The sequence below is a fragment of the Bradyrhizobium sp. UFLA05-125 genome, assembly GCF_059803515.1.
This window is the reverse complement of record NZ_JBANBJ010000012.1, coordinates 1-26,440: the sequence shown is the minus strand read 5'-3', so window position 1 is coordinate 26,440 and position 26,440 is coordinate 1. Positions and strand designations below refer to the sequence as shown.

At 58.9% G+C, this 26,440-nt stretch carries 18 protein-coding genes; 16 read left to right on the top strand and 2 right to left on the bottom strand.

Annotated elements, in window-relative coordinates; genetic code table 11:
- Positions 1-150 precede the first annotated feature (150 nt).
- Together SO156_RS14090 and aepX are read right to left on the bottom strand one after the other, a co-directional pair.
- On the bottom strand, positions 151-1,365 hold the full coding sequence (locus SO156_RS14090) for an aminotransferase class I/II-fold pyridoxal phosphate-dependent enzyme (protein ID WP_498535192.1): 1,215 nt from the start codon (positions 1,363-1,365) through the stop codon (positions 151-153).
- Positions 1,366-1,718: 353 nt separating this feature from the next.
- Complete coding sequence (aepX, locus tag SO156_RS14085) at positions 1,719-2,576, bottom strand: phosphoenolpyruvate mutase (protein WP_498535291.1); 858 nt, start codon at positions 2,574-2,576, stop codon at positions 1,719-1,721.
- 842 nt (positions 2,577-3,418) lie between these two features.
- On the opposite strand from aepX, the gene tssA reads away from it, so the two are divergent.
- The 16 genes from tssA to SO156_RS14005 form a co-directional block, all read left to right on the top strand.
- On the top strand, positions 3,419-5,023 hold the full coding sequence (gene tssA, locus SO156_RS14080) for a type VI secretion system protein TssA (protein WP_498535191.1): 1,605 nt from the start codon (positions 3,419-3,421) through the stop codon (positions 5,021-5,023).
- A 33-nt stretch (positions 5,024-5,056) separates the two neighbouring features.
- Positions 5,057-5,548, top strand: coding sequence for a type VI secretion system contractile sheath small subunit (gene tssB, locus SO156_RS14075; protein ID WP_498535190.1), 492 nt, complete (start codon positions 5,057-5,059; stop codon positions 5,546-5,548).
- A gap of 5 nt (positions 5,549-5,553) precedes the next feature.
- Entirely contained in the window at positions 5,554-7,053 is a 1,500-nt protein-coding gene (gene tssC, locus SO156_RS14070; protein WP_498535189.1) for a type VI secretion system contractile sheath large subunit, read from the top strand.
- A gap of 15 nt (positions 7,054-7,068) precedes the next feature.
- Positions 7,069-7,485 (top strand): type VI secretion system baseplate subunit TssE, encoded by a 417-nt coding sequence (gene tssE / locus SO156_RS14065; RefSeq protein WP_498535188.1) that lies wholly within the window; start codon positions 7,069-7,071, stop codon positions 7,483-7,485.
- 4 nt (positions 7,486-7,489) lie between these two features.
- On the top strand, positions 7,490-9,241 hold the full coding sequence (gene tssF / locus SO156_RS14060) for a type VI secretion system baseplate subunit TssF (RefSeq protein ID WP_498535187.1): 1,752 nt from the start codon (positions 7,490-7,492) through the stop codon (positions 9,239-9,241).
- Positions 9,205-10,188, top strand: a complete 984-nt coding sequence (gene tssG / locus SO156_RS14055) for a type VI secretion system baseplate subunit TssG (protein ID WP_498535186.1) — start codon at positions 9,205-9,207, stop codon at positions 10,186-10,188. Before tssF ends, tssG begins: the two co-directional genes overlap by 37 nt.
- A gap of 672 nt (positions 10,189-10,860) precedes the next feature.
- Positions 10,861-12,555 carry a type VI secretion system-associated FHA domain protein TagH gene (tagH, locus tag SO156_RS14050; protein ID WP_498535185.1) on the top strand — a complete coding sequence of 565 codons (1,695 nt, stop codon included), beginning with the start codon at positions 10,861-10,863 and terminating at the stop codon, positions 12,553-12,555.
- The gene (tssJ, locus tag SO156_RS14045) at positions 12,552-13,058 is read left to right on the top strand and encodes a type VI secretion system lipoprotein TssJ (protein WP_498535184.1); all 507 of its coding nucleotides are present in this window, start codon (positions 12,552-12,554) and stop codon (positions 13,056-13,058) included. The genes tagH and tssJ overlap by 4 nt, the downstream gene beginning before the upstream one ends.
- A gap of 71 nt (positions 13,059-13,129) precedes the next feature.
- Positions 13,130-14,494 carry a type VI secretion system baseplate subunit TssK gene (gene tssK / locus SO156_RS14040; protein WP_498535183.1) on the top strand — a complete coding sequence of 455 codons (1,365 nt, stop codon included), beginning with the start codon at positions 13,130-13,132 and terminating at the stop codon, positions 14,492-14,494.
- Complete coding sequence (gene icmH / locus SO156_RS14035) at positions 14,487-15,359, top strand: type IVB secretion system protein IcmH/DotU (protein WP_498535182.1); 873 nt, start codon at positions 14,487-14,489, stop codon at positions 15,357-15,359. Before tssK ends, icmH begins: the two co-directional genes overlap by 8 nt.
- 11 nt (positions 15,360-15,370) lie before the next feature.
- Positions 15,371-18,985: a type VI secretion system membrane subunit TssM gene (gene tssM / locus SO156_RS14030; protein ID WP_498535181.1), complete on the top strand. Its 3,615-nt coding sequence runs from the start codon at positions 15,371-15,373 to the stop codon at positions 18,983-18,985.
- 256 nt (positions 18,986-19,241) lie between these two features.
- A complete protein-coding gene (locus tag SO156_RS14025) occupies positions 19,242-20,168 on the top strand; it encodes a serine/threonine-protein kinase (protein ID WP_498535180.1) in 927 nt (308 codons plus the stop codon).
- A 126-nt stretch (positions 20,169-20,294) separates the two neighbouring features.
- The gene (locus SO156_RS14020) at positions 20,295-21,776 is read left to right on the top strand and encodes a type VI secretion system Vgr family protein (protein ID WP_498535179.1); all 1,482 of its coding nucleotides are present in this window, start codon (positions 20,295-20,297) and stop codon (positions 21,774-21,776) included.
- 573 nt (positions 21,777-22,349) lie between these two features.
- Entirely contained in the window at positions 22,350-22,862 is a 513-nt protein-coding gene (locus SO156_RS14015; protein ID WP_498535178.1) for an Hcp family type VI secretion system effector, read from the top strand.
- 603 nt (positions 22,863-23,465) lie between these two features.
- A complete protein-coding gene (locus SO156_RS14010; RefSeq protein ID WP_498535177.1) occupies positions 23,466-25,073 on the top strand; it encodes a hypothetical protein in 1,608 nt (535 codons plus the stop codon).
- Between the two features lie 473 nt (positions 25,074-25,546).
- Positions 25,547-26,440 (top strand): type III polyketide synthase (locus SO156_RS14005; protein WP_498535176.1); only part of this gene is annotated, 894 nt, incomplete at its 3' end.

Below are 26,440 nucleotides of genomic sequence, written 5' to 3'. Positions count from 1 at the left end.
GAAACGGATATTGTTCTCATTCCAATTTCTCAGGCTGCAGATATGTGATCAGGGCGGTCCGCATCCCGGTCGGAGGCCTCATGCGCGAACCGAGCCCCGCTACGGGGCCTGCGGCTTTGCTTGCAATTTCGGGCATTATGGCAACCCTCCTCAATTATAGACACCTCGCCAGGCGAAGGTCAGTTCGTTCAGCGTCGCGGTCAGACGCTGCAAGCCATTTTCGAGCAATTCGAGATCGATGCCGTAGGAGAGTCGAACCCCGGCGGGGTCGCCAAAGGCGGTGCCGGAAACAGTTGCGACACCTGCATCCATCAGCAAGGCGTTAACAACGTCATCGGCGTTGAATTCTCGGCCATTATGCTTGGCGCGCCGCAGCAATTCGGTAAGGTCAAGATAGAAGTAAAATCCACCTTGTGCAGCGGGCAAGGGCACCGATGTCAGCGCTGAAAAAATCGACAGCCCGCGCGCTCGCGCGTTGGCGACGTGGCTTTGCAACTGCAGTTGGAACGCTGGATCACCGCGCTCCAGGTAATGGAGCAGCGCATACTGTGCAATGACATTGGGATTGGACGTGGTATGGCTTTGTAGCGCCTTAGCTGCACTGATGACCGCCTTGGGGCCAGCGAGATAGCCAATCCGCCAGCCAGCAAGGGCCAACGACTTGGAAAACGAGTTGACAATCAAAATGCGATCGCGTGCCTGGGGGGCGACAGAAACGATCGGATGATGGGTATGTGGGGCATGGGCGAAAGCTCCGTAGCATTCATCGAAAATGATCCAGAGATCCCGGTCGATGGCGAGTTCGGCAATACCAGCAAGAATGTCGCGGTCGTAGATCGCGCCGGTCGGATTATTCGGCGTATTGACCACGACCGCTTTAGTCTTTGAGGTAACGGCCGCCGCGAGGTCCGTAAGTCTCGGCACAAAATTGCTATCGCGCGTCTCGATAAAGACCGGCGTGCCGCCGGCAACGACTATCTGCGCCGGGAACGTAGTCCAGTAAGGAGCGGGGATGAGCACTTCGTCGCCGGGATTTAGAATCGCCATCGCCGCATTAAAGAGAGCCTGTTTGGCGCCGCTTGTTACCGCGATTTCGTCTGCCGACCAGGGGTGAGCGGTCTCGGCGGAAATTTTGCAAGCTAGCGCATGGCGCAACTCCATCAAACCGATCGTGTCGGTGTAGCGGTTGAGGTTGTTGCTGATCGCGGCGATTGCACCCTCGCGCACCGATGGTGCTATATCGGCCCAGATCTCTCCGGCAGTTAAATCGATAATTTCCGCGCCCTTCGCGGCAGCTGCTTTGGCAGTGGCCCTTGCCGTGGCGGTGCTCGACGGTTTGAGCAGGGCTGTCCGTTGCGCCAACATGCCGTTTCCTTCGATCCAAAATGCCGCTTATGGTTACCGCGGTGGCGTAAAATCTGCCGGAAGCCTTTCCAAAAAGTAACCTAACGGCTCAAACGAAACAACTCATGCTCCGCGTCGGTCGTTTTCCGAGAGAAATGAATCCGCTGGATAAGTGAGCTGATCGAGCCAACACGCGGAAATGCACAGAGCGGCTACCTGCGAACTGTGACGCCATTTTATGAAATCTCCAGTATGTATTGGGAGAGCAAGGAACGTGCGAGGCGGCAATGGAGCGTCGCGATCGGGCAGTCGGCTGCATGGCAGCATCCAGTAACGAGTATGTTGTTGTGTGCGTAAGAAACGACTTCCATAGATCATCGGGGAGTCAGATATCGCGCTTCCGCACGGGCGAGTTCGTCGTACCCCAACAGCGCGAAGACCTCTTCGAGTGTCGCGATACGTGGCTCAACGCCGGCAATGCCTTGCTCGACCATGATTTCATCGCAGACTTGCCGCATTGCTGCCGTTGCGGCTCGCATGGAGTGGTTCGCCCAGATCACTGTCGAGATGTCGGCATCGCGATATGCTGAGACCGGTGTTCGGAAGTATTTCGTGGGGACGATGACGACCGGCAGCCGCTTCTGCCAGGCACTCACAAACGAAAGGATCTCGTCCGCGCTGCTCTTTCGTGAGTGTATAAGAATCGCATCGGCTCCCGCGTCAGCGTAAGCGTGAGCGCGCAAAAGTGCTTCGTCCATTCCATAGCCGCCGATCAGGGCTTCGGTCCGAGCAACGAGGACCAGGTCGTCCGAAACTGTATCCTTCACGGCCCGCAGACGGCCGGAGAATTCATTGATATCGGCGAGGGGACGCTTCTCGCCAACAAATGAGTTCATCTTGGGAAAACAGCTGTCCTCGAGTGCGATGCCGGCTGCGCCACGCTGACGGAGCTTGCGTGCCAAGAGGCGTGCATTATTGAAGTTCCCGAAGCCGCCATCGCCGTCAACTAGCACAGGAAGCTCGGCCGAGTCCACGATGCGCTCGACAACGTCGACGAACTGGCTCCATGAAGCTTCGTTGGCATCGCGGTAGCCGAGAGAGGTGGCAATCGACAGCCCCGACGCCCAGAGACCTTTGAATCCTGCACGCTTGGCGATCGCGGCAGAGAGTCCGTCATGCGCTTCCATGAGGAACGAGAGCTCGCTATTGGAGCAGACCAGAGCGCGCAGCATTTCTACGGACGACGAGACAGCCGACCGGCTAGGTCCGTTATCGAATACATATTGTGGTTGATGTTGCATGCCGAATTCCTTGCAGGTCACGTTGGACCTACCGACGTTCATCAAACGATAGGTGACACGCTTCTGTCATGTAGATCAATTGCTGGCGTTGGTAGTTGACTGAGGCGCAAAAATGTTATGTCGCGGTCGAATTGATGCGTGGCGTCGCCAGTGCCGTCCTGACAATCATGAAGCGTGCGATCGTTGGGGCAGAATTGAAAAACATACGTTCGATCAGAGTCGATTTGCCCGCCGATTCTGTCATCGCTGCTTCAATGTCCGATCGAGACAATCTTCTTTGCTGGAGCCTCGGGCGGGGCGCGACCCTTAGCTTCCTCGCATTGTCGGACCCTTCGGCTTGGTCGAGCTGTTCGAGTGGTCGAATTAACGCATGGGGCTCACGCCGTTGACTCGGATTATGGTGCCACCTCAACTTGCACAATAATTGCCGTGAATCAGTGTTTCAGGAGCAAACCTGGAGCTAGGGATTTATCTACGGAGCTCAATAACTCCCTCTAAGCAAGCACCTGCGAGGTCGAGCTCAAGCGTCTCCGATGCCGACTGTCGAAGTTGCGACAGGCTGTCGGGTCGACACGAGCAGATATTCTTACAAATCAAGCACCCACAATTGGCACGAGCCTTGAAGGGGGGCATCCAGCATCGCCTTCATAACGAGTCGGAGTGATGGCATACAAGAGTCACGCTTCTCAGTTCACTGGAAGCGGCGGATATGAATTCGACCGCTCCAACGCCGCTACGCGCCTCAGCGCGTGTCCGCGCACGAGTTTTTCACCGTGATCGAACGCACGGGCATAGCGGCTTGTGCCGCCGCCGATGCGCGCGCGCTCTACGGCGCCGCGCCTGTGCCGGGCGCCGTGCCAGCCGGTGCTGACGTCCGTGAAGCGGCCGACTTTGAGCAGCTCGAAGCGGAGGTGCGGCGTATGGATGCCGACGGACCAGCCGCGGTTGATTGGCAGAAAGTCAATAAGCTATCGCTTCATATCCTGGCGAACCAGTCAAAAGACATTCTGATTGCCTGTTGGGCTGTCTATGGTCTCTTTCGCATCGAGGGATATCAGGGTCTTGCCGTGGGATTAGCAATCTTGCGTGGCATGGTGGACGCACATTGGGAGGGACTCTATCCCCCGATCAAGCGGCACCGAGCACGGGTTGGAGCGGTCGATTGGCTCGTCGGTCGCCTTGGGCTGGCGGTGGCCGAAAATGCGGCGGCCGAAGCCGATTATCCTGCGGTGCTCGCCGCCTATGAAGCGCTTGATGATCTTGATCAGCAGTTCGGCGAGAAATTGGTCAACGAGCACGTTGCCTTGGGCGAGCTTTCCCGGGCGCTGAAGCCGCATTACGAGGAAGCCAAACGCGCAGCCGCCGAGGCGGCGGATCGTGTGGCTGACGGGTTCTGTGCTTTCGAAGAGACCTCGGCCGCGCGAGCGGAGGCCTCGCCGCTGACTGGCGCGACTCAACAGGCGGCGCCGGATCTGGCTTTACAGCCCGGCGTCGATGACTGGGCCGACTTTGCGGAGCGTTTGCCGGATATGCTCCGACAGGCAGCTGCCGCCATGCGCCTCGCCTCGCCAGCAAACCCGAAGGCGTATTTGCTCAATCGCGTCGGCTCGTGGATGCGTTTCGACGCGCTCCCGCCCGATTCGGGTGGCCGCACCGAGGTATTTCCGCCCGCCGATAGCATCGTCGCGTTAGAAGCAAAAGTGGTGGCCGGTCAGCAGGCCGATGTCGTGAATTTGTCCGAAGAGATCGCCTGGACGGGACCGTTCTGGCTCGACGCTCACCGGCACGCAGCCGAGGCGCTGGAGCAAATGGGGCCGTCATTTGAGACGGCGGCCTCGGTGGTACGCGGGGCGGTGACCATGCTGGTTACACGCTATCCGCGCATCTTGGAGTTTCATTTCAACAACGGCAGGCCGTTTGCAGATGACGAAACGCGTGCCTGGGCCGCCGCGGTGATAGACGCGACGACGAGCCCTGATCTCGCGGAGCAAGCGGTCGCTGACGCATACAAGCTCGTCAGCGGGGGGCAGCGGCAGGCGGCGCTGGAGAGGCTGTCGCGTGCGCTGGATGGCGCGACCGGCGAACGTGCGCGTTTCGTCGGCCATCTTGCACAAGCACGTTTCTGCGTCGAGACCGGATTCGTCACGACTGCCATCCCGCTGCTCGAGCACATCGAAGGGGTTGTCGCTATGCGCGACCTGGAAAGCTGGGAGCCTGCGCTTGCGCTTGAGGCTGCTGAACTGCGCTTCCGCGCAATGACCCATTCCGAGTCGCAACAGATGATCGACGAGCCTCGCCGTCGCCTCGCGCTGGAGCAGATCCGAACTCGAGCAGCACGGATCGACATCGCACGGGCGAGCCGCCTCGGTAGCGGCTGAGTTGGTCGAAGCCAATGGGCAACGGGAGCTGGTATGGCACAGGAAAGCTCAGTCGCTCCGAAGGAGCGCGTTAATATCCGCTTCAAGCCGGCAACCGGCAACCTCAAGGAGGATGTCGAGCTGCCGCTCAAGCTAATGGTCTTGGGCGACTTCACCGGACGGGACGATAACTGTCCCATTGAGGACCGAGAACTCGTCGATATCAACAAGGACAACTTTAACGAGATCGTTAAAGGGAAGGAACTGAGCGTCGACATCTTGGCCGAGAACAAGCTCGACGAATCGCCTGAGGCCGGCAAGCTGTCAGTAACGCTGAAGTTTGAGAGCTTGAAAGATTTCGAGCCCGAGCGTGTCGCGCAACAAATTTCAGAAGTTCGAGCTTTGACCGAATTGCGCGCAGCCTTGATTGCTTTGAAAAGCCCGCTTGGCAACATGCCTAACTTCCGTAAAGCCATCCAGAACTTGCTCGAAGACGACGGTGCGCGGCCGCAGCTCGTCGGCGAGCTCACCAGTAAGCCGGAGTGAGTGATATGAGTGGCGGTGTTATGGCCGATGCAAGCGCGCAGCAACCAGCCGAAGTCGCCACTACGACTAATGAGCTTTCGCTGCTTGATCAGGTTCTCGTCGAAACCAAAATCACACCGCGCGACGAGGGGTACGACCTCGCCCGTCGGGGTGTCGCGGCGTTCCTTGCCGAGCTCGTCAAACCGGAGCGGGCCGATGGGATGGTCAACAACGAGCTCATCGATCAGATGATCGCGGAGATCGATCGCAAGATCTCGGCTCAGCTGGACGCTGTGCTGCATACCGATGAGTTCCAAAAGCTCGAGTCAGCTTGGCGCGGCCTCAAGTTCTTGGTCGACCGAACCGATTTCCGTCAGAACATCAAGGTAGAACTTCTCAGCGTCAGCAAGGATGAGCTGCTCACCGATTTCGAAGACAGCCCGGAGATCGTCAAGTCCGGTCTGTATAAGCTCGTCTACACAGCTGAGTTTGGCCAGTTTGGCGGCCAGCCTGTCGCATCCATGATATCGGCCTACGAATTTGCCAGTTCGAGCCAAGACATTAAGCTCATGCGCTACATGAGCGCGGTGGGCGCCATGTCGCATTCGCCTGTCATCGCCTCAGCCGGGCCTGAGATGTTCGGCGTCGAAAGACATGAGGAGATCGCCAATCTCAAGGACCTGCAATCGATTTTTGAGGGGCCGAAATATGCCAAGTGGAGTTCGTTCCGCGAAAGCGAGGACGCTCGCTATTTCGGCTTGACGCTACCGCGCTTCCTGCTGCGCTTGCCCTATGGACCCGAGACGATTCCAGTAAAGAGTTTCAACTATCAGGAAGCTTCGGATGGCGAGACGGATAACTATCTGTGGGGTAACGGCGCCTTTGCTTTCGCAACCCGTCTGACCGAAAGCTTCGCCAAGTATCGCTGGTGCCCAAACATCATCGGCCCACAGTCAGGTGGAGCGGTGGAGGACCTCAATCTGCACACTTATGAATCGATGGGACAGTTGCAAAGTAAAGTACCTACGGAGGTGCTCATCTCGGACCGGCGCGAGTTCGAGCTCGCCGAACAGGGCTTCATTGCGTTGACCATGCGCAAGGGCTCGGACAACGCTGCCTTCTTCTCGGCCAATTCCGTGCAGAAGCCGAAGTATTTCGGCAACTCCCAGGAAGGGAAGGAAGCCGAGCTCAACTACAAGCTTGGTACCCAGCTGCCCTATATGTTCATAATCAACCGGTTCGCACACTATATCAAGGTGCTGCAGCGTGAGAATATCGGCTCGTGGAAAAGCAGGGAAGAGCTGCAGAGCGAGCTCAACAACTGGATCCGCCAGTACGTTTCCGACCAGCAGAATCCGTCGGCAGATGTCCGCTCGCGCCGTCCCTTGCGCAAGGCGGAGATCGCCGTTGAAGATGTCGAAGGCGAACCGGGCTGGTATCGCGTCGGCATATCTGTCGTCCCACACTTGAAGTACATGGGCGCGGATTTTGCCTTGACGCTAAAGGGCAGGCTCGACAAGCAATAAAGGCCTGGGCAGTGGATGTTCGACCGCAGTCTTATTGAGCGCTTGGAAGAAGCTGCCGTGACCTTGGTTCCGTCACGGAATGATTTTTCGTTCACCCGCCTCCAAGCGAGTATCCTCGAAAGCCTGCGCCGGATCTTGAACTCGCGCCAGGGTTGTTGCGAGACGCGGCCCGACTACGGGATGCCGGATCTAAACGACGCGATCGGGCATGGCGCCGATGCGGTTCGCGAGGTCGCTCGTGCGCTCAAGCAGGAGATCGAGACGTTCGAACCCCGACTGGGGAATGTTTCGATCCGCTTTCACACCGATCCCGACAAGCCGTTACAGCTGACATTCCACGTAACCGCAATGGTGAACTATGACGACCAGGTCGAGCGTGTCTCGTTCGATACGATCTTGAGCGACGACCGGCGCGTCCTCTTGCGGGGCTGAAGCGGTGGCCCTCAACCCGTATTACGAAGATGAGCTATCCTATTTGCGTGAGCTTGGCCGCGACTTCGCAGAGGCCAATCCGGAGCTCGCTCCCTTTCTCGGGCGTGATGCGACCGATCCGGACGTAGAGCGGCTTTTGGAGGGTTTTGCCTTCCTCGTGGCAAGGCTGCGCCAGAAGCTCGACGACGAGTTTCCAGAATTCGTCCATGACCTGTTGCGGATGGTATGGCCACAATATCTTCAACCCCTGCCGCCCATCACGACGCTGGCATTTGCCGTGAAGCCATCGGCGAGCACCGTGAGCGTGAACGTTCCTGCCGGCACAAGCATCCGCTCCCGTCCGATTGAGGGAACCGGTTGCGCGTTTGTCACCTGTTATCCAATTGACGTACTGCCGCTGGAGATTAATGACGTCGAGCTAGAAAACCGGACGAGTTCGGCTCGCCTTACCCTAGCTATCAAGGCAACCGGTCGACAAAACCTGTCATGTCTTCGAAAGGGCCGGCTCCGTCTCTTCTTTTCGACGGAACGAGAGCCGCAAGTAGGGCGCTGTCTATTGACCTGGCTGTGCCGACACGTCACGGCAGCGACGGTCACCGTGGCGGATGAACAGGTCGTTGCCGCCATCGGGCCAACACAGATCACGCCGGTCGGTTTTGGCGATGATGAGGCGGTTTTGCCCTGGCCATCTAACGAATTCTCAGGATTCCGGATCATTCAAGAATATCTGAGTTATCCCTCGAAATTCCTCTACGTCGAATTGTCCGGTCTCGATCCGGCCGGGGCCAAGACGGAGAGCGAATGCAAGCTCAGCATCGAGTTTCACCGTCCGTTCCCCGCGCAATTGCGCGTAAGCAAAGATCAGATTCGTTTGAACTGCACGCCGGCCATCAATGTTTTCAGTCACGAGGGGGCGCCGATCCGCCTGGAGCGGAAGAAAACGGAATATCGCGTGCTTTCCTCCGGGGGACCCAACTTCAGCATCCGGTCCGTCGATCGCGTGACCGGCCACGTGCAAGGACACCCCGTACGCGTCGAATTCGAGCCGTTCGGTCTGTTGCGCCACGATCTGCCTGGCGAGGGTCGCAACCGGGCTTACTTTCGCGAGCGCATTCGCCCCGCAGTAGTCGGCCGAGGCATCGATCACTATGTGAGTTTCGTTGATCGGCTCGACATCGCCCAACATCCGCCGATCGATGTCGTCTCGCTTCGATTGACCTGTTCCAACGGACCTATCGCCGAGCGGCTGCCGGTTGGTGCGGTGGACCAGCCTTCCTCCGACACGCCTCGTTCCGTCACCTTTTCCAACATTACCGGTGTCGTTGCAGAGGTGCCACCACCGATCAATGCCGGCCTGTTGCGGCGCCTGACGGCCAATCTGGCGCGCAATTACGGCTCCATGGTCAATATCGATGCCTTGCGGACTGTTATTTCCAGCTACGATTTTCGAGCGGTGTACGACCGTCAGGCGCGCCGTCGCCTGGAGCTGTTACTCGAGGGCCTCGACCGGGTCGTGACCACCGATACCGATCATGTGGTGCGCGGCGCCCCGATCCGGATGCGCAACATCGAATTGGCCGTGGCCGACAGCAAGATCGGCAGTGAGGGCGAATTATTCCTATTGGGCTCGGTACTCGACGGCTTCCTCGCCGCCTTCGCCGGCATCAACATGCTGCACCGGTTTTCGATCCATGGCACGGAGAGCAACGCGCACTACACATGGCCAGCGAGAATCGGACAGATCACGCCGTTCTGACCGCGCCCGACGATGTCAAGGAGCTCGCGACTTACGGATTTTTCTCTCTCGCAGCCCTTCTTGAACGGCGCTTCAGCGATGCTCCACCAATCGGATCCACCGACGATCCCGGTCGCGAGGCCGTGCGCTTCCGCGCGGCGCCAATGCTCGGCTTTCCCGCCGAAGAGATCGCGAAGATCAGCCAAGTCAAGGCCGGCAAGCGGCTGGAGCTGTTTGTCAATTTCCTGGGGCTGCACGGCCCATCCTCGCCGTTGCCCCCCTTTTTTACCGAACGCGTCATGCATGGGGACGGCACTGGAGCGCTCGGCCAGTTTTTCGACTTTTTCAATCACCGTCTCATTAGCCTGCTGCTGCGAATTTGGAGGTACTATCGCCACTATTTGCGTTTCGAGGAGGGAGCAACAGACGCGATCTCGGTGCTGGTCGGTGCGCTTTTTGGGCTCATGCCCGCAGAAAACACAGCTGATGACCGGGAATGGCGGGCCCGGTTGCTGCCTCATGCAGGTCAGCTTGCCTTGTACAGCCGGTCGGCACAGCTCGTAGCCGGCGTCATTTCCAGCCACTTGGGCGTTCCGACTCGGATTGAAGAATTCATCTGGCGCGAAATCGATATTCCGCCAGAAGCGCAGTGGCGTCTAGGTAGTCCCGGTATTCAGCTCGGCTTTGATACTCTTGCTGGCGAAACGATGCCGGACATAGTGGGCAAATTTCGGCTTCGCCTCGGTCCGCTCAGCAAGCAGCAGTTTTTGTCGCTGCTGCCCGCTCGGGAGGCCCACGCCATCCTTTGCCGTCTTATGAGTGCCATCTTGCGCGAGCCGCTGGCCTGGGACCTCAAGCTAGAACTGGCGGCGAGAGAGATGCCGGAATGGGTTCTGGGTGAAGGAGAATTGGGCTGGACGACGTTGATAGAGCCAGTTGAGGCGATAGAGAGCTCAGTTCTGCTGTGATTGCCATCGCAAGTTCATTCGGCAGGTTCGAGGTAAGTCCGGCGCGCGCTTCTGGCGGGCCTTCGTTTTAACACCTTGAAAGGGCTAACCCAGAGGATAGGGCCGCGGGCATCCAGCGGTCGCCGAAGTGGCCGTTGCTGAGCCCGCGAGGATCGGGGACGCTGGCGATGAAGTGAAGGTGCCATATCGGAGCGAGGCCCCAGGTTGACCCTTGTCCAGTATCTGACAGCCATAGCGCCTCTGTCACGTTCAGAACACCGGCCGCGATTTGCCGCGTCTCGGCTTTCAAGGCCCAATCAGTAGTTTGGAGCGCGAGAGCCGTTGGCACGACGGTTGCTAGCAGGATGCCGCAAGACTGAGGGAGTTTAGGTGCATGCGGACACGCAGGACGGGCGATGATCTTCTTCTCCTGCACCCGTGTCACTCGCTTTTGAGAGGGAAAAGTCAGTGCGTCCTTCACCGTGCCCGAGAGCGCACAAAGAGCGAATAAGCGCGCGAAACGGTCGACCGACCTCACAACACGGAAGGAGGTAGCTACGTTGGCGCCTCGCACAAGTCTGGTCCGGCGGGCGCATACGCAGCCGCGCGGAAAAGCGAAGTCGAACAAGGCATGGGATGCATCTCATACTCGGAATTATCGGAGAGAACGCGCAAGCCCTGGGCCGAAACGCAATGCATACGTTCGGACCGGAAGGTGGCGTTATCGGGCGGGGACTTGGCTGCAGCTGGCAGCTTCCGGATCCAACAAATACTCTATCGGCGCGCCATGCGCAGATCGCATTTAACAGTCTCGGATTCTCCGTCACGGACACCAGCACTAACGGCGTCTACATCAACACCATCGACGAGCCGTTGGGACGCGGCAACACGGCGCCGTTGGCCGATGGCGATACATTATATATGGCAAGCTACATCATCTCGGTCATGATCGAGTACGATCCTGACGAGAAACGTCAGCAGCTCGGGCTAACAGCTTCGAACGCCGTGCGCATCGGTGGCGCAGCGCCGGCCGTGCCGTCGCCCTCAGTCGCGCAGGAGCTGGCCGATGTACCCCTTACGGCTCCCGGGCTGTTGGGCAGGGATATAGATATTTCGCTCGATCCGTTAACCGCGATCGACGGGTGCAGGTCGTCCTCCCATCCAGCTGCGGAAGAGAGGCTGCAGGCGGTCGTTTCACCACAGGTGCGCGATCTATTGTGTCTCCTTGAAGACGCGGTTCCCGCCAAGAACGCGGGATCAGCCGAGCCAGATCTGCTCTCAGACTTGTCTCGGATGGCGCAAGTGTCGAGCATGGCCGACACGGAGATGCCGTCCTTGCATGCGCGGCTGCGCGAACCTCCTTCGCATCCGTTGCCACAGGCTGAGACCTCATTTGTCGAGCCATTGCATCGACCGCCTACACTACTCAAGGAAAGTTGGACTGCACCGGCGACTGGCCGTCCTGGACCGATTATTCCAGAGGACCTTGACATTGGCGATCTATTGCCGGAAGGGGACTCATTCAGAGCGCCGCCGCCTGCGCCGGCATTAGAGGCGAATTCGCGCCTCGACGCACCAAGCACCCCACTTCAAGTCACGTCCAATCCGATCAATTCCGCTTCTGCCGATCGTGGACCACTGAGCGCTCCCGGTGCATCGGATGACCGTCCCGAAGAGCGCAGGCTTGATGCGTCGGCCGTCATAAACCAGCAAGTTGCTGGAAGGCCGATCGACGCTCCAGGGGTTCACGACACAACGGGTTTTGCAGCCTCACTTTCCCCCGCGTCATCGCCGGCAGAATCGGATGAACTGCAGGAGTTCTGGAACGCATTGGGGATCGATCCGGGGTGTCTGCCGCTGGCGCAGCGCCAGGAGGTCCTCGCTGAACTCGGCCGCGCGATCGCCGAAACGGCCAACGGTCTACAATCGACTCTGGCCGCTTGGACCGCGGTCAAGAACGAACTCCACATTCAGCCGGCAGGGCGCGCTGGCGACAACAATGCATTCAAGTGTATGAAGAGCGGTCATAGCGCGCTGCGCGAGGCGCTTGCGAAGGATCATGCTTTGCTGCCGCTTTCCCAATCGGTCCGTGAAGGGTTCTGCGACATCAAAGCGCATGAGATCGCGGCCATAGCGGCGATGCGAGGGGCGGTCAGCAATGTCTTGACGCATATGAGTCCACAACGGATCGAGAGCGATGGCGTCAATAGAGGTCTCTTCGGCACCCGCATCAACAAGGCCAAGCTGTGGGACCGATTTGTCGAGTTGCACGAATCCATGATCAATGACATTGATCGGACTGCGCGCGCCTACATCGCAGAAGAGTTTACCAGAACCTACAACACGCGGCTCTCGGCACCTGGTTCAAGCGAGCGGAACGCGACATGACGGTGCCGCCGACCAAACTTCAGCGGTTGTCTCTCGTTGGCGGAGCATTTCTGGCGGCCGCCGCAGTGGCCAGCTGCTCGATCGATAAGAGCCTGAAGACAACGCCGATCAAAGTCATCATTCAGGCCGATCCGCTCGTCAATCAGAACGCGCGTGGTGAGCCTTCGCCTGTTGTCGTACGCATTTATGAGCTGAAGTCGACGACCAATTTCGACAAGGCCCAGTTCTTCGAGCTGTTCGACAACGACGCCAAACGCCTCGGGCCCGATCTGGTGGCTAAGCGCGAGACTGAACTCAAGCCTGGCGAGAAATACGATTTCGAGCGCAATACGCCCATTGAAACTCGCTATATCGGCGTGATCGCCGGTTTCCGACTGGGTAACGATGCGCAATGGCGATCAACGACCGAAATCAAACCCGACCGAGACAACACGATTTTGGTGAAATTGACGGCGCATGCGATCAGCGTTGAAGCCAGCCAAAACTGGTGGAAAATCTTCTAATCGCTTCTGTCACTGTCGCGGCGAGGCTTTGAGCGGATGCCGACTACTAGAGTTCACAAGGCGACACGGCGATGTCTGGGACGAGTAAACCGATCTGGTCGGAAGGCATGTTGGTGCGGCCGCAGCACCTGCAGCAATACGACCGCTGGGTCGAGCAACTGCTCGAGAATCGCATCGCCGGTCTGATCGGTCATGGTTGGGGTGTTCGGAGGATCGCCTTCGATCGCGGCTGCCTCGCGCTCGGGCAGGTCGTCCTTACCGAGCTCGAAGCCATTATGCCCGACGGTACGGCGCTTCGCTTGCCTGAGCACGGCCAGCTTCCACCTGGGCGAACAGCCCCAGCTGCGGCGAAGAACTTGCCGGTCAAGATCGCTGTGGCGCGGCGCCGGCACGCCGGCAATGAACTCTCTCCTGGGGATGCCCCTACGAGCCGTCATCGTCAGGAGGTCCTTCAGGTCCGGAATGCGACTGCGCCTGAGAAGCCTTCCGTCGATATCAATGTTGCGGCGCTAACAACGCACCTTGTGTTCGATAGTGAGGAGCAAGGCGAGCTGATCACCATGCCGATTGGCCGAATCCAGGATATCGATTCGGCCGGCGCAATTAAGTTGACCGACACCTATCTCCCGCCGGCCCTCGATATCCATGCTGTCCAACCGCTGATTGTGCTGTTGAACGAGATCAGGTCGTTGCTTCGGACCCGCGCTGATGCTCTTGCCGCGCGCGCCGATCCATCCCGCGCGAGGGCAGATGGCGCGGGGCTGATCGACCTTGTCACGTTATCCGTAGTGAACGGCGCCGAAGCCGTTTTCGACCATTTCGCCGCGACGCGCGGGCATCATCCCGAAACACTTTTCCGCGCGCTGCTCGGCCTCGCAGGACAGCTGTCGAGTTTCGCCGGTGACCGCCGTATACCCGCAGATATGCCTGCCTACTGCCATGAGGATCTCGAAACCGGTTTCACGGCTCTGGTTCGTATTCTGCGCGAGCTGTTGTCCGTCGTAATCCAAGGCGCCGCGATCTCACTCCCGCTACAGGATCGCGGTTATGGCATCCTGATCGCTGTCATCGCTGATCGCGCCTTATTTCAGGACGCTCGCTTCATTCTTATAGCAGTGGCAAGTGTGGCCACCGAGACGCTGCGGAACCAGCTTCCCGCGCAAATGAAGGTAGGCTCGGTCGAGCAGATTCGAGATCTCGTCAATCTTCAGCTCCCGGGTATTCCTGTTCGCGCACTGCCCGTGGCACCGCGCCAGATACCGTACATCCAGAACGCTGTCTATTTCGAGCTCGATCAATCAGTAGAGCTGTGGCGCACCCTGCCGCGCTCGGCGGCCTTCGCCTTCCACGTCAGCGGTGACTACCCGGATCTGCATCTCGAGTTCTGGGCCGTCCGCGGAGAACGTGTGGCTAACCAGGCTGAAACACATGGATGAGCCGACAGTCATTGGACGCAGACCGCTCGGTCCGACCCGTCATATTCAACGCGACCAATCGTCCCTTCGCGTTCCGTCCAAGGTTGCCGCAGCAGCCTTCCCCGTCACGCCATCACCCGCACCCGGCGAGGTGCGGATCGCCAACCATGCTGAAATTGTCGCACAAAGTCTGTTCGAGCCAACGGCGCCGGAAGACGCTTTGGTTGCGGCCGCGACACCGATTTTTCTAATTGTCGCGCAACTTCGCATGGTCGAGAACGCAGATATAGCGGCGATGCGTCGTGGAACTGTCGAGCAAATTCGCCGCTTCGAAGAGTGGGCCGTCAAGAACCAGGCCAGTCGCGGCGATGTGAGCGCTGCGCGTTACGTCATCTGCGCGCTGGTCGACGAGGCGGTGATGACCACGCCATGGGGCGGTGAAAGCGCCTGGAGCGACAATAGCCTGCTCAACCAGTTCCACAACGAGACGTGGGGCGGCGAAAAGGTCTTCCAGATCGTCGAGCGCGTCCAGGCCGAGCCCACCAAATACCTCGCACTGCTTAAGCTCATCAATCTCTGCTTGCTGATGGGCTTTGAAGGCAAATATCGCGTCATGGATGGAGGGCGCGAGCGGCTTGAAGACCTGCGTTCGGAGGTCCATCGCCTTTTGGGGAAATACACCACCGCGCCGCCCGCAGAACTGTCGGGCGAGTGGCGTGGCGTCAAAGCCCGCACCGGGCTGCGCACCTACGGGTCCTTGTGGACCGTTTTCGCCATTGCCGCTTTTGTGATGCTCATCGGCTACATCTTTTTCCGGTGGCGCCTCGGAAACCAAATGGCGGATGTAGAGCAGTTGCTCGAGTCGATCGGCCGTTCAGGGCTTTAGGGGAGGCGCAGGTGTTCGGCCCACAATTGGCGGCACTCTTCTCGGTTCGAGGCATCGTCACGATCATCTGCTTGCTTGCGATCAGCCTGCTCATCTGGTTCGGCGGTCCTCATCTCGTCGTGTTCGAGCAACGTCCGCTCGACCAGCCAACCGTTCGCGCCGGCGCGATCGCGAGTCTCTTGCTCGTAGTCGTGCTCGTCACGCTTGCCCGTTACTGGCTGGCGCGCCGCACTAACCGCCGCATCATCAAGTCACTGATGGAGAGCGAAGGCCTGATCGGACCTGCCGGCAAGAGCAGCCAGGAGGAAGTCGAATTAATTCGCAGGCGTTTCGAGGATGCACTGAAGGTCCTGCGTGATACGGTATTCGCGGGCAAGCGCGGACCAAGTTATCTGTTCGAACTGCCCTGGTACATCATCATTGGCCCACCGGGCGCGGGTAAAACGACGATTTTGCGCAGCTCCGGGCTCGAGTTTCCGCTCTCCCGGCAGCTTGGAGTCGAGCCGGTCGCCGGCATTGGCGGTACACGAAACTGCGACTGGTGGTTCACAGATGAAGCAGCCTTGATCGATACGGCAAGCCGTTACACGACGCAGGACATCGATACCGAGGTCGATCGTGCGGCCTGGCGCGGCTTCCTCGATCTTCTCGTGACACATCGGCGCCGGCGGCCCATCAACGGTATCCTGGTTGCTGTCAGCTTGGCCGATCTTTTGTCGCGGGACGAGCCGATGAGGCGACAGCACATCGAGGCCATTCGCTCGCGGATACAGGAACTGCTGAAGACCTTTCGTATGCGCATTCCGGTTTATGTGCTGGTGACCAAATGCGATATGGTGCCTGGCTTTACAGAATATTTCGACGATCTCGACAATCAAGGCCGTGCCCAAGTCTGGGGCAAGACCTTTCCTCTTAGGCCGTGCGATCGTATCGGCGAGACCGTGGGCTTGGAGATGCAGGAGCTTGCGGAGCGACTTGAGGCCAGACTGCCCCTTCGCATGCACGGCGAACGCGATCTCAACCGACGGGGACTCATGTATGCGTTTCCGAAGGAGTTCTGGGGTGTCCGGAGCGAAATCGCGAGCTTCCTTGGTGAGGTCTTCCGATCGCAGCGCTTCGATGTGGAGCCGATGCTACGTGGCGTCTACTTCACCAGCGGCACACAGGAGGGAAAGCCAATCGATCGCGTGGTCGATGCGATTGGCCGAAACGTCGGTCTGCAGTTGACCCGGCGCGTGCCGACGCTCGAGCCGGGAAGGGGATTCTTTATCAAGCAGTTGCTGACCGAAGTGATCTTCGCTGAGCAGGGATTAGTCGGCCGCAATTCGAAACTTGAGCGCCGGCTCGCTCTGGTCCATGGCGGCGGGCATATCGTGGCAATGGTGCTAACGGTGGCTGCGTTTATTCTGTGGTATAGTGCCTTCACCCGCAATGAGGCTCGTATCGAGCAAACCAGATTGGCCGCGCAGACTACAGAGGCGCGTCTTTTGGAAAACCGCGGACCGCTCGACCTTAAGGCCATCCTGCCGACACTCAATGCCGCGCGCCGGCTACGTCTATTGGCTGGGGAAGACGGTTGGTTTGCCCAGCTTGATGATCTCGGCATCTCCGCGCCCCCTGTGCTTGCGCCAGCCGCCCAAAATACCTACGACCGCATTCTGCTCAATCGCCTGCTGCCGGTTTTCGCGGGCAGACTCGCCGTCCGCATCGATGCCCTGTTGCGCGCCGGCAACGATGCTTTGCTGGACCAGGTCAAGGAGGTGTTCCGCACCTATTGGATGCTGCATGATCCGGGGCATTTCGACCGTGGCGAAGTCGAGCAGGCTGCGCGCAATGAAGTCGCGCGCACATTTGCGCTCGATCCGACGTCGGCTGGCGAGCTGAACCAGCATTTTACGCGGCTTATCGAACTGCTGCCGAAACCCATCAGTGTCGACCAGCAATTCGCGGGAGCGGTGCGGTCCCGGCTAAACAAGCGTCCTGTGGTCGAGCAGGTCTATGCTCGCCTCCTACGCGAAGGCGCGCAGAACACGCGCCTGCGGCCGGTCGATTTTATTCGTCTGCTGGGTTCCGGGCAGCTTGAGATCACCCAAATGCGCACCTTCCAAATTGGTCTTCCCGCGATTGACGAGCAGGAACCGGTTTATGCGAATGGTGGTGCCATGATCCCCGGCATCTTCACGCGCGACGGTTTTCTCAATTTCGTGTTGCCGAACCTTCCGCTTATCGTCCGAGCAGAGCAGAACGCCGACTGGCTACTCGCCGGCGCCCCATTCGACACGGCAGATATTCAACCGATCGCCCTCAAAGTCATGGATCGGTATGTTAACGATTATATCCGCGTTTGGACAAATGCCCTGAGCAGTATCCACGTCGTCAAGTTTGACGATTTGCAACGCGGCTCAGCGATCATGCGCGAGATGGCCGGTTCGCAAAGCACGCTGCAGCAGATGATTTCTCTAGTGCACGACAATTCGAATCTGCTGCCGTTAGGAGAGCAGACCCCGGCCAAGGCCGGAGATACAGGCCCCGCCGCCGGGCCCTCCTCGGCGGCCGGCCATCAAGCCGCGGGTGCTCTGTTCCATGCTGCGTTCGGCGATGCGCCTTGGCCGGGAACGCGGATCACCGAAGCCTTCCGGCCTTTGGCCCAACTGGCTACAGACGGGGCGTCTGGACAGCCGACGGGCATGGATCATATCCGTGGTCTCTTCGGCGGCCTCTATGTGGCGATGGCCAACATCGCGACTGCACCGGATCCGAACCAGGCGGCGTTTCGGCTCGTTCAACGACGCGCCAAGGATCCGAACAACGATGCTTTCGGTGGCCTGCGCGCCGACTCGGCGCTGCGACCGGAGCCGATCCGCACCATCATGAACGAGACGGCGCTTCAAACGTGGAACATCTTGCTCAAGCGGGCGCACGACCATGTCGACGCGGTTTGGACGCGTGAAGTGGTCCCGGTCTGCCAGGGCATCATTTTCCAGCGCTATCCAGTGTTCGAATTGGCGAGTGAAGACATGACGCTCAAGGACTTCGGCGATTTCTTCCGTCCTGGCGGCATCGTCGACGACTTTTCCCAGAAATACCTTTCGCCGCTGGTCGTCGACCGTCGGACCGGCCTTGCACCAGCGATCATCGATGGGGCGGAGGCACCAATCCGCGCGGATGCATTGATGCAATTTCAGCGCGCGCGGGAGATCCGCAATGCGTTCTTCAGCAGCCCCGGTTCGGCACCGGCAGTGAAGTTCAGCATCAAACCAGTTTATCTCAGCCCCAAACTGATGGGCGCGACGTTTGTCTTGGACGGTAGGGAAATCACCTATCGTCACGAGGCGCCGCGTGCCTACGAGCTCGAATGGCCGACCCGAACCGATGCAAGTATTGCCGCCATTACGCTCACCGCGGCGGACAAAACCGAGGAGAGGATCGAACGGTCAGGCCCCTGGGCACTGTTCCGCCTCCTCGACACGTCACAACTGGCCTCAGGCGGCGCTTCGGATCGGTTTGCCATGACGATCGGTAAGCCGGACGGGACCAGCGTGACCTACGAACTGCGCGCAGCAAGTGTAAGCAATCCCTTTAGCCTGAGCGTCCTTCGCTCGTTCCGGTGCCCGGATAGCCTATGACCAGCGGGCGTCGGAGTCCTCTTTTGTATCTGCAGGAGGAGTCTGGCCGTTGGTGCCTCGTCGGGTCGAGGAATCAGCGGCTCAACGAGCCCCTGGCGGCATCGCATCTGGCGCAAGGCGATCCCTGGCCGTCGGGCTACTGCTCGCCGTTGCGATTTGGAATCGATACCGCGACCTCGGCGTTCTGCCTGCTCTGGGACGGCGGACGTGGAATAACCGGTGATGTCTGGGCGATCAGCTTAAGCGAGGATGCACTTTGAACCCATCTTCGGTGGGCTCGGTCGCGCCCGTGGGATACGTACTCGGCGGTCGTTTCGACCTGGTGGAGGTGATCGGCGTCGGCGGCATCAGCACCGTTTATCGCGCGACCGATCGGATTGGTCTGTGGGCGCGCGAGCCAAGTCCCGACGTGGCAGTGAAGGTTATCCGTCCGCATCCGAGGATGCGCGAGGAATTGATCGGGCTGCTGCATCGCGAGGCGCGTCTTTTTCGTATGGTCGCGCACCGGAATTTGGTGCGTATTTATGATTCCGATTACGACGGCAAGTACCATTACCTGGTCATGGAGTTTCTTAAGGGCCGGTCGCTGGCGCAGATCCTGATTGAAAATCAGGGACGTCCGCTCTCACCCGCTGTTTCCTTTCGTATCATCCGCGCTGCGGGGCGGGGGCTCGCCCATATACACCGTTTCGGACTTGTCCATGGCGATCTGAAACCGGGCAACATCTTTATGACGTCAGACTGCGCTATCAAAATTCTGGACTTTGGCGCGGTGCTGACGCTTGACGCTGCGCCGCGAACCGAAAGGGGTGCGGCGCCACCCGATCAGATCGCTCTCATGACCCCGGCCTATGCTTCGCCAGAGATGCTGATGGGTGAGCCGCGGGCGGAAAGCGATGATGTCTATTCTCTCGCTGTGGTCGCCTATCTGGTCTTGACCGGCATGCATCCATATGCGCATCGGCCGGCCGATGAGGCGCTCTACGATAATCTGACACCGGCACCGCCTTCGACCATTTCCACAGCGCAATGGCGGGCACTCGCCTCCGGTCTTGCCCTCAACCGCCGTGACCGCATCCAGACGGTCAGTGAGTTCGTCCAGAGTCTCACCCGACCGCCTTGGTTTTACCGCTTGTGGGGCGGTGCTCGCCATGCGGCTGTCGTAAAGCGTGTAAGGAAATAAGATACTATTTGAACATTCCCATACTTGGGAATTGCGGGCACACGCTTGCCGTCTCGGACGTTAGCTCGTTCCGCGGCAACTGATACAAGCTGCTTGGCTCTGCGGACGTTTCGACGTGGTGAACCGATGGCCGACTACAATCTCAGTATGAATCTGGACATTCTCAGTCAGCCGGAGCTCAAGCTCGACGTGCAAGGATTCGAAGGCACAGAGTGCATTTCCTTGCCGTTCAGCTACCTGGTTTATGCCACGACATCGAGCGATGCTGATATCGGCTCAATGATTGGTGAACGCGCCAGGCTGACGGTCAAAACCGCGTGCGGGCGATGGATTGCCTCGGGCCTCTGCGCCCAGGTAGAGGAACTGGACCCGACGGTAACTGACCTGCGGGTGCTTCAGTTCGTTCTACGCCCGCGCTTCTCGGCTACCGAACTCTCGATAGCGAGTCGCGTTTATGGCCCTGGCCAACCGGTCGGTGTGGATGACATCGTGAAAGAGGAGCTGAACAGGGCAGCCATTAGCATCCCTGCCGAGTACAATCTGGATAGCTATCCAAAGCGAAGTTATGTCGCGCAGTACAATGAAAGTGATTTCAATTTCATTTCGCGCCTTTGCGAACGGAACGGAATTTTCTATTTTTTCAAACAGGAAGACGACGGTGAGACCGTTGTCTTTGGCGACAAGAACCTGGCATTTCCCAAGATCAAGTTCGGCAGCGGCGCGGCTATCCTCTATTCGCACCAACGCGACCGCAGCGCGTCCCGCCGCGTCGACGAAAGCGCAATTCTGTCTGTCCGGCATCGCCGCGTTCTCTCGACAAAAACGATCGGGCTCCGCGATTATAACGAAACGGTGCCGTCCATCATCTCCGCCGATAAAGAGGTCGGACAAGGCAGCGGCTATTTGGGAAAGGCCGAGCGGTTCGGCGGACATTTTGCTTCCGAAGGCGAAGCGATCACGCTCGCCAAGATCCGTGCGGAGCAAATCGGCGCCAGTCAGACGATGTACATCGCCCACAGCGATGCGACGCAGCTCCGCGCAGGGGCCATTTTCGAACTCCAGGGCCATCCACGGTTCGATGGCGAATATCTCGTCGTCGCCGCGGATCACTCGGCCTACAGGCCGGCTCCGACCGGGTTCAACGCGTTGCCGAGGAACGGGCGGGCCTACTACAACATGGTCCACTGCATCCGGTCGGACGTACCTTACCGTCCAGTCGCTATGACGCCTGTGCCGCCGGGCGTCGGCCTCTACAGCGCCAAGATCGATGGAGAAGTGTGGAACGAGCGGGCGGAAATCGACGACCAGGGCCGCTACAAGCTCCAGTTTACGTTCGCCGACGAAGCAGCGCCAAAAGGACGCGGCAGCGACTACGTGAGGAAGCTCGAGCCTTATGTTGGCCCGAGTGAAACCGGGCTCCATTTTCCCCTGGTCGCCGGGACGGAAGTTTTGGTTGGCTACATGAACGGCGATATTGACCGGCCGGTGGTGGTCGGTGCGGTGCACAATCCTGACATGAAGGGAGTGGTGACCTCCGAAACGCACTTGTTCAATCGCATCAAGTCGCAATCTGGTGCCTTTTTCGAGATCTACGATGGGCCTGCCTGAGCTGCTCATCTCCTAGCGCTTTATGACCATCTGGCGACCCGCAACCCGCGAGATCGACCCGTTGGTGGAAGCGGTCGCCAATGCAGCGCGCGCAACCATCCTGCCAACACCGATGATTAACGCGCCGCCGAAATCGTCCGATGGCATACGCTCGCTAGTGCTTCGCGACGGACGTGAATTACGTCTGCGGCTATCTACGCAGCATCTGGAACAGCGACAACGCGGCCCTCGTACGGTGGTCGTCTACGCAATACGGGGCAATGCCGTCGTTGACAATCGCACCGGCTACCGAGTGTCGGGGCAGGCTGTGCTCGACCTTGCCACGCGTGCGTTTCTGGACGTCGAGTGCAGGCTGGAGCGAGTAGGCTCTGCTATGCCGTGAAACATCGCTGGACTTGCGCAGACGACTTCCCTTGATGGGGACTGTGGTCCGAAATCTTAAGCAGCGTTGTTTGACCACCATATCCAGTCCGGCAGTAAAAACGATCCCTTTGCCGACGCCATTTGGCACGGATGTTGCGATGTCCGCCATATCAGCTCGGTCGGGAGCGTGCCAGACAATGGAGGCGAAAAGTGTCACTTGAGGCTTATATAGCGATCAAAGGCAAGAAGCAGGGCGACATCTCCCAAGATGCGTCCAAGCCGGATAGCATCGGACAGGTCGCCAAGAGCGACTCCGACAACCAGTCAAAGATCACCGTTGTTGCGTTCAGCAGTGGAATCATTGTTCCGCGCGATATGACGAGCGGTGTCGCCACCGGCACGCGCAATCATCAGCCGGTGGTCTTTACCAAGTTTTTCGATCGCGCCTCGCCGCTGCTCTGGCAGGCACTGGCAACCAACGAGGTGCTTGAAGAGGTCGTGTGCGAGTTCTACCGCGCCGATCCAGCGGGGATGCCGAAGCCGCAAAACTTCTTCAAAACGACCTGGAAGGACGCGACCTTGATCGAAGGCAAGGCCTTTGTGCCACTGACGATCAACCCGCAGAATAACTTCTTCCAGAATATGGAGGACTGGTCGTTCACCTACAAAGAGGTGAAATGGGAGCACATTCCCGGCAGTACCACAGGCGAAGACAAGTGGTGAACGGCTTCAGCCCAGCGCCGCTCTGCGACGGCGATAGCTGTTCCAGCTCGGCTCGGGCTCCGCCCTTTTGGGGGCGCCTTGCCCGTGCCAGGGCTGAGGACGGTAAAAGACGAGCGCGGCGACGGTTGCGGTCGAGCTCAAGTCGTTGGTCGCGCGGCCTTAACGTTTGTAGCCAGGGGTAGCGTCGCTTCGGGCTTTTGCGTTTCGTGCGGCAAGTGATTTCGAACTGGTCGTGCAGCATGCATGGCAAGCTTCGACGGGCGATTTCATCAATGCCGACGAACACGCCTCGTTCGTTTACGGCCATCTGCATTCTCTTCAATCCAGACTGACCGGTTTTGATTGAGGTTAGCTCAGTTCCGCTTTCGGCAGTTGATGCGGCTAGCGCACCGAACTGAAACTGTTCGCGCGCGAACGACAGCTGACCGTGTGCTGCTTCTGACGGTGGTGCAAGGCATGTCGGAGTTAGAACACCGGAGACCGGTTGTCGCGTGCGAACCTTCAAGCTTGAGAATTTGCGTTGATTCCGTTGGCGCGGCGCTTGCTTTTGAGATGCTCCAACCGGGGTAGGGTGCGGAGCACATTCTGGCTCGGAGATGAACTATGACGGATAGTCCGCCACACAAAAAGCAAAGGCATGGCTCGCAAGACAGGCCCTCTGACCAACATGAGACGCTCGATTTCGACATCGACGAGGCACTTATTTCCCGCTTCGAAACGGAAGCCAAAAGGAGTGACCTCGCCGGGAATTACGTGCGATGGACGGCAAACGCGGCGCGAAGGTTTAGCGGATGGCTTCGCAAGTCCGGAAGGCCGCCAATGGCCAATCGGCTTAACCTACTGAATGCCGATGTGCAGGCCTATACAAGGGAGCTACGACTTTTCGAGGAGGAGGTCCTTACGCTCGAAAGAGCGCTGACGCGCCTTCGAGAGGTCGTTGCTGGAACACCGGTGGGTCGCCACACCGCCAAGTCCGGCGATCATCTCAAAGCAAAGTGTGCCGAGGACGAGAGCCTTATTTCTTACTTGAGGAGGAGGGCACCCTCGCCTCTGCAGCCGACCACTGTCAGCGATTACGCGTCGGTTCTTCGCGGGTTCAGTGATTGGCTCCAAGAGCGCAAAATGGAGCCAATGGCTGGCCGCATTCACGACGATACGTTGACGCAGGATGCTAAAGAGTACAGGGCTTATGCCCCCAAGATCATGTCCGCGTTGAGGTACCTTCGAGAGGCATACCGCGAACACGAGGACCCGAGCGCCGGGGCACGCACTCAGCAGCACGTCACTACTGCGTCGTATGCGCCCGCGACGTCAGAGCCGCGTGAGGATGGTCAAGGTGCGCCTGTGGCGGATGTCTTTGGGCCATTGTCGGCTGCGATGCCTGGGGAGTCGGCCTCCGGGTACGGCGGTTCGGCGGTGCCCGGTGTGTCGCCCGAGGTCGCGGGGTCGCCAGAGGCCTTCGTCTTGAGGGAGGAGGACTATGAACTGGTGAGGCCATTTCTGGAAAGCATGGCAACCCCTTCACAGCATGGCGCATCGCCGGCACTTCCTCAATCTGGCGGACGCGTTAATGTTGCGGTGCCGCCGTGGCCTCCCCCCGCCGGACCATCGTCATCTGCCGCTGCTGCGGAGGCGTCCTCGAGCTTCGGCGGTCGCCGGCTAGTTGAGGATTTCGGACATATCGTCGGTTTGGGCTGGCAGCACGGTACCCAAACGGCCCCGGGCGTGCTGATCCGCGCACTTGATAGAGACAGGCTCCTGCCGAGGCTATTCCAGCCGACAAATTTCTGCATCCACGGTCTGCCCTATACCGCGCACTGGGCAGGAAGACGCGAGGTGGTGACACCAACTAATCCGCTAGGTATTGAAATTATTCTGATTCCGCAGCCTGAACACCACGGATCAGTGCAGGAGCGCCTCGAACCGGTCCCGCGATCTGTGGGAGCGGCATCGACCGCAGCTAGGGCATCGTCTTCCGCGCACGGCGGTTTGGCAGCGCAGCACGACCTGCCAGACTTCGGATACGCCGTTGCGTTGGATTTTCAGGATGGTGACCAACTCGTTCCCGATGGTCTCTATATTGAACTGCGCCAATGGCAACTCGTGCCGAACGATTCTGCGTCAACGACAAGGCTTGCCATCAGGGGCCAGCTCTACACAGCGCAGTGGATTGGCGACGACCTATATCTTCTCCATCACCCCCGTCCCTGAGCAGCGCAACTGGCGGGAATTTATGGGTTCGCGAGTTCAGCGTTGGCAGGCTCTGCAGCCCGGTTCGCTGAGGGGCCTGGCCGCCCTGCCAATGGACATTCGGCGGGTCTCCGACGGCGCAAAGAGTCTCAAGCCGAAGGAGCTATCCCGTAGCTACAAAGAGAGCTCGAAATTGCCCGGACGCTGGCCGGGCCGAATGATCCAAACGTGCTAGGTGCCAACGCCGGATGCCAACTCCTCAAGCGAGGCATTGCCACTTGAGTCCACTACCAGCCATGGCAGTTGATGGAGAGATGCACACGTGGCAACCGTGGTCGGCACACCGGCACGAAAGCCAAATTCAACACCGGCTCAGAAAGAATGAAAATTCCGCTGAAGAGGTCGGCCTCATTGCGCTGATTTCATCGCGTCCTTTTTTCCGTTCCGCCCGGACAGCCTGACTCGAGCCCATCGCCGATCACCAAGGGGAATTGATGTCTGGGATTTTGGCTGTTGGGACGGCGCTACCGCCATTTCGCCTCTCGCAGAGCGAGGCCAAGAGACTAGCTGGCCGACACTTCCGATCTAAGACAGATACGCTGGGAAAATATCTCACAGTGTTCGATCATACGCTTGTCGATGAGCGATTCGTGTGCGTCACGCCCGAATGGTTTCTGAGCGATCATCGCATCGGTGAGACAAACGACGAATATCTGGCGTGGGCCAAAGAGCTCGCATGTGAAGCGACAGCTCGCTGTCTCGAACGTGCAGACATCAAGCCAGGGCAGGTCGATCGGATCGTATTCATTTCTTCGACCGGGATAGCAACCCCTAGCATCGACGTGGATCTGATCTCGAAATTGGGTTTGCGAAGAGATGTGAAACGGACGCCGGTTTTTGGCCTGGGATGTGCGGGGGGAGCATCTGGAGTTGGCTTGGCAGGAGCGATTTGCCGGGCAACAAAGGAACGTATTCTAGTCGTTACTCTAGAGCTGACGTCGCTGACGTTTCAGCCGAATGATCTCACCCCTAAGAACGTCGTCGCTACGAGCCTTTTTGGTGATGGCGCTGCCACGCTTCTCATCGCCCCAGCTGAAAGCTGTGCAGGCAAATTAGAAATCGTCAAAAGCAGCAGTTTACTTTACCCTGACTCTACTTCTCTAATGGGCTGGCAATTCGGCGAGTCTGGATTTGAGATCGTGGTCTCAGAGCGGATACCATCAATGGTACGCGAACTGATGCCAGATGCGCTGGCCTCGTTGCTAGCGGAGGATAGAATTCATCTTGATCAGGTGAAGAGCTTGGTCTTTCATCCAGGCGGAAGAAAAATATTGGAGGTTTTCGAGCAAGGCCTTGGGAGGCCATCTAAGGACTTCTTTTCCAGCTAC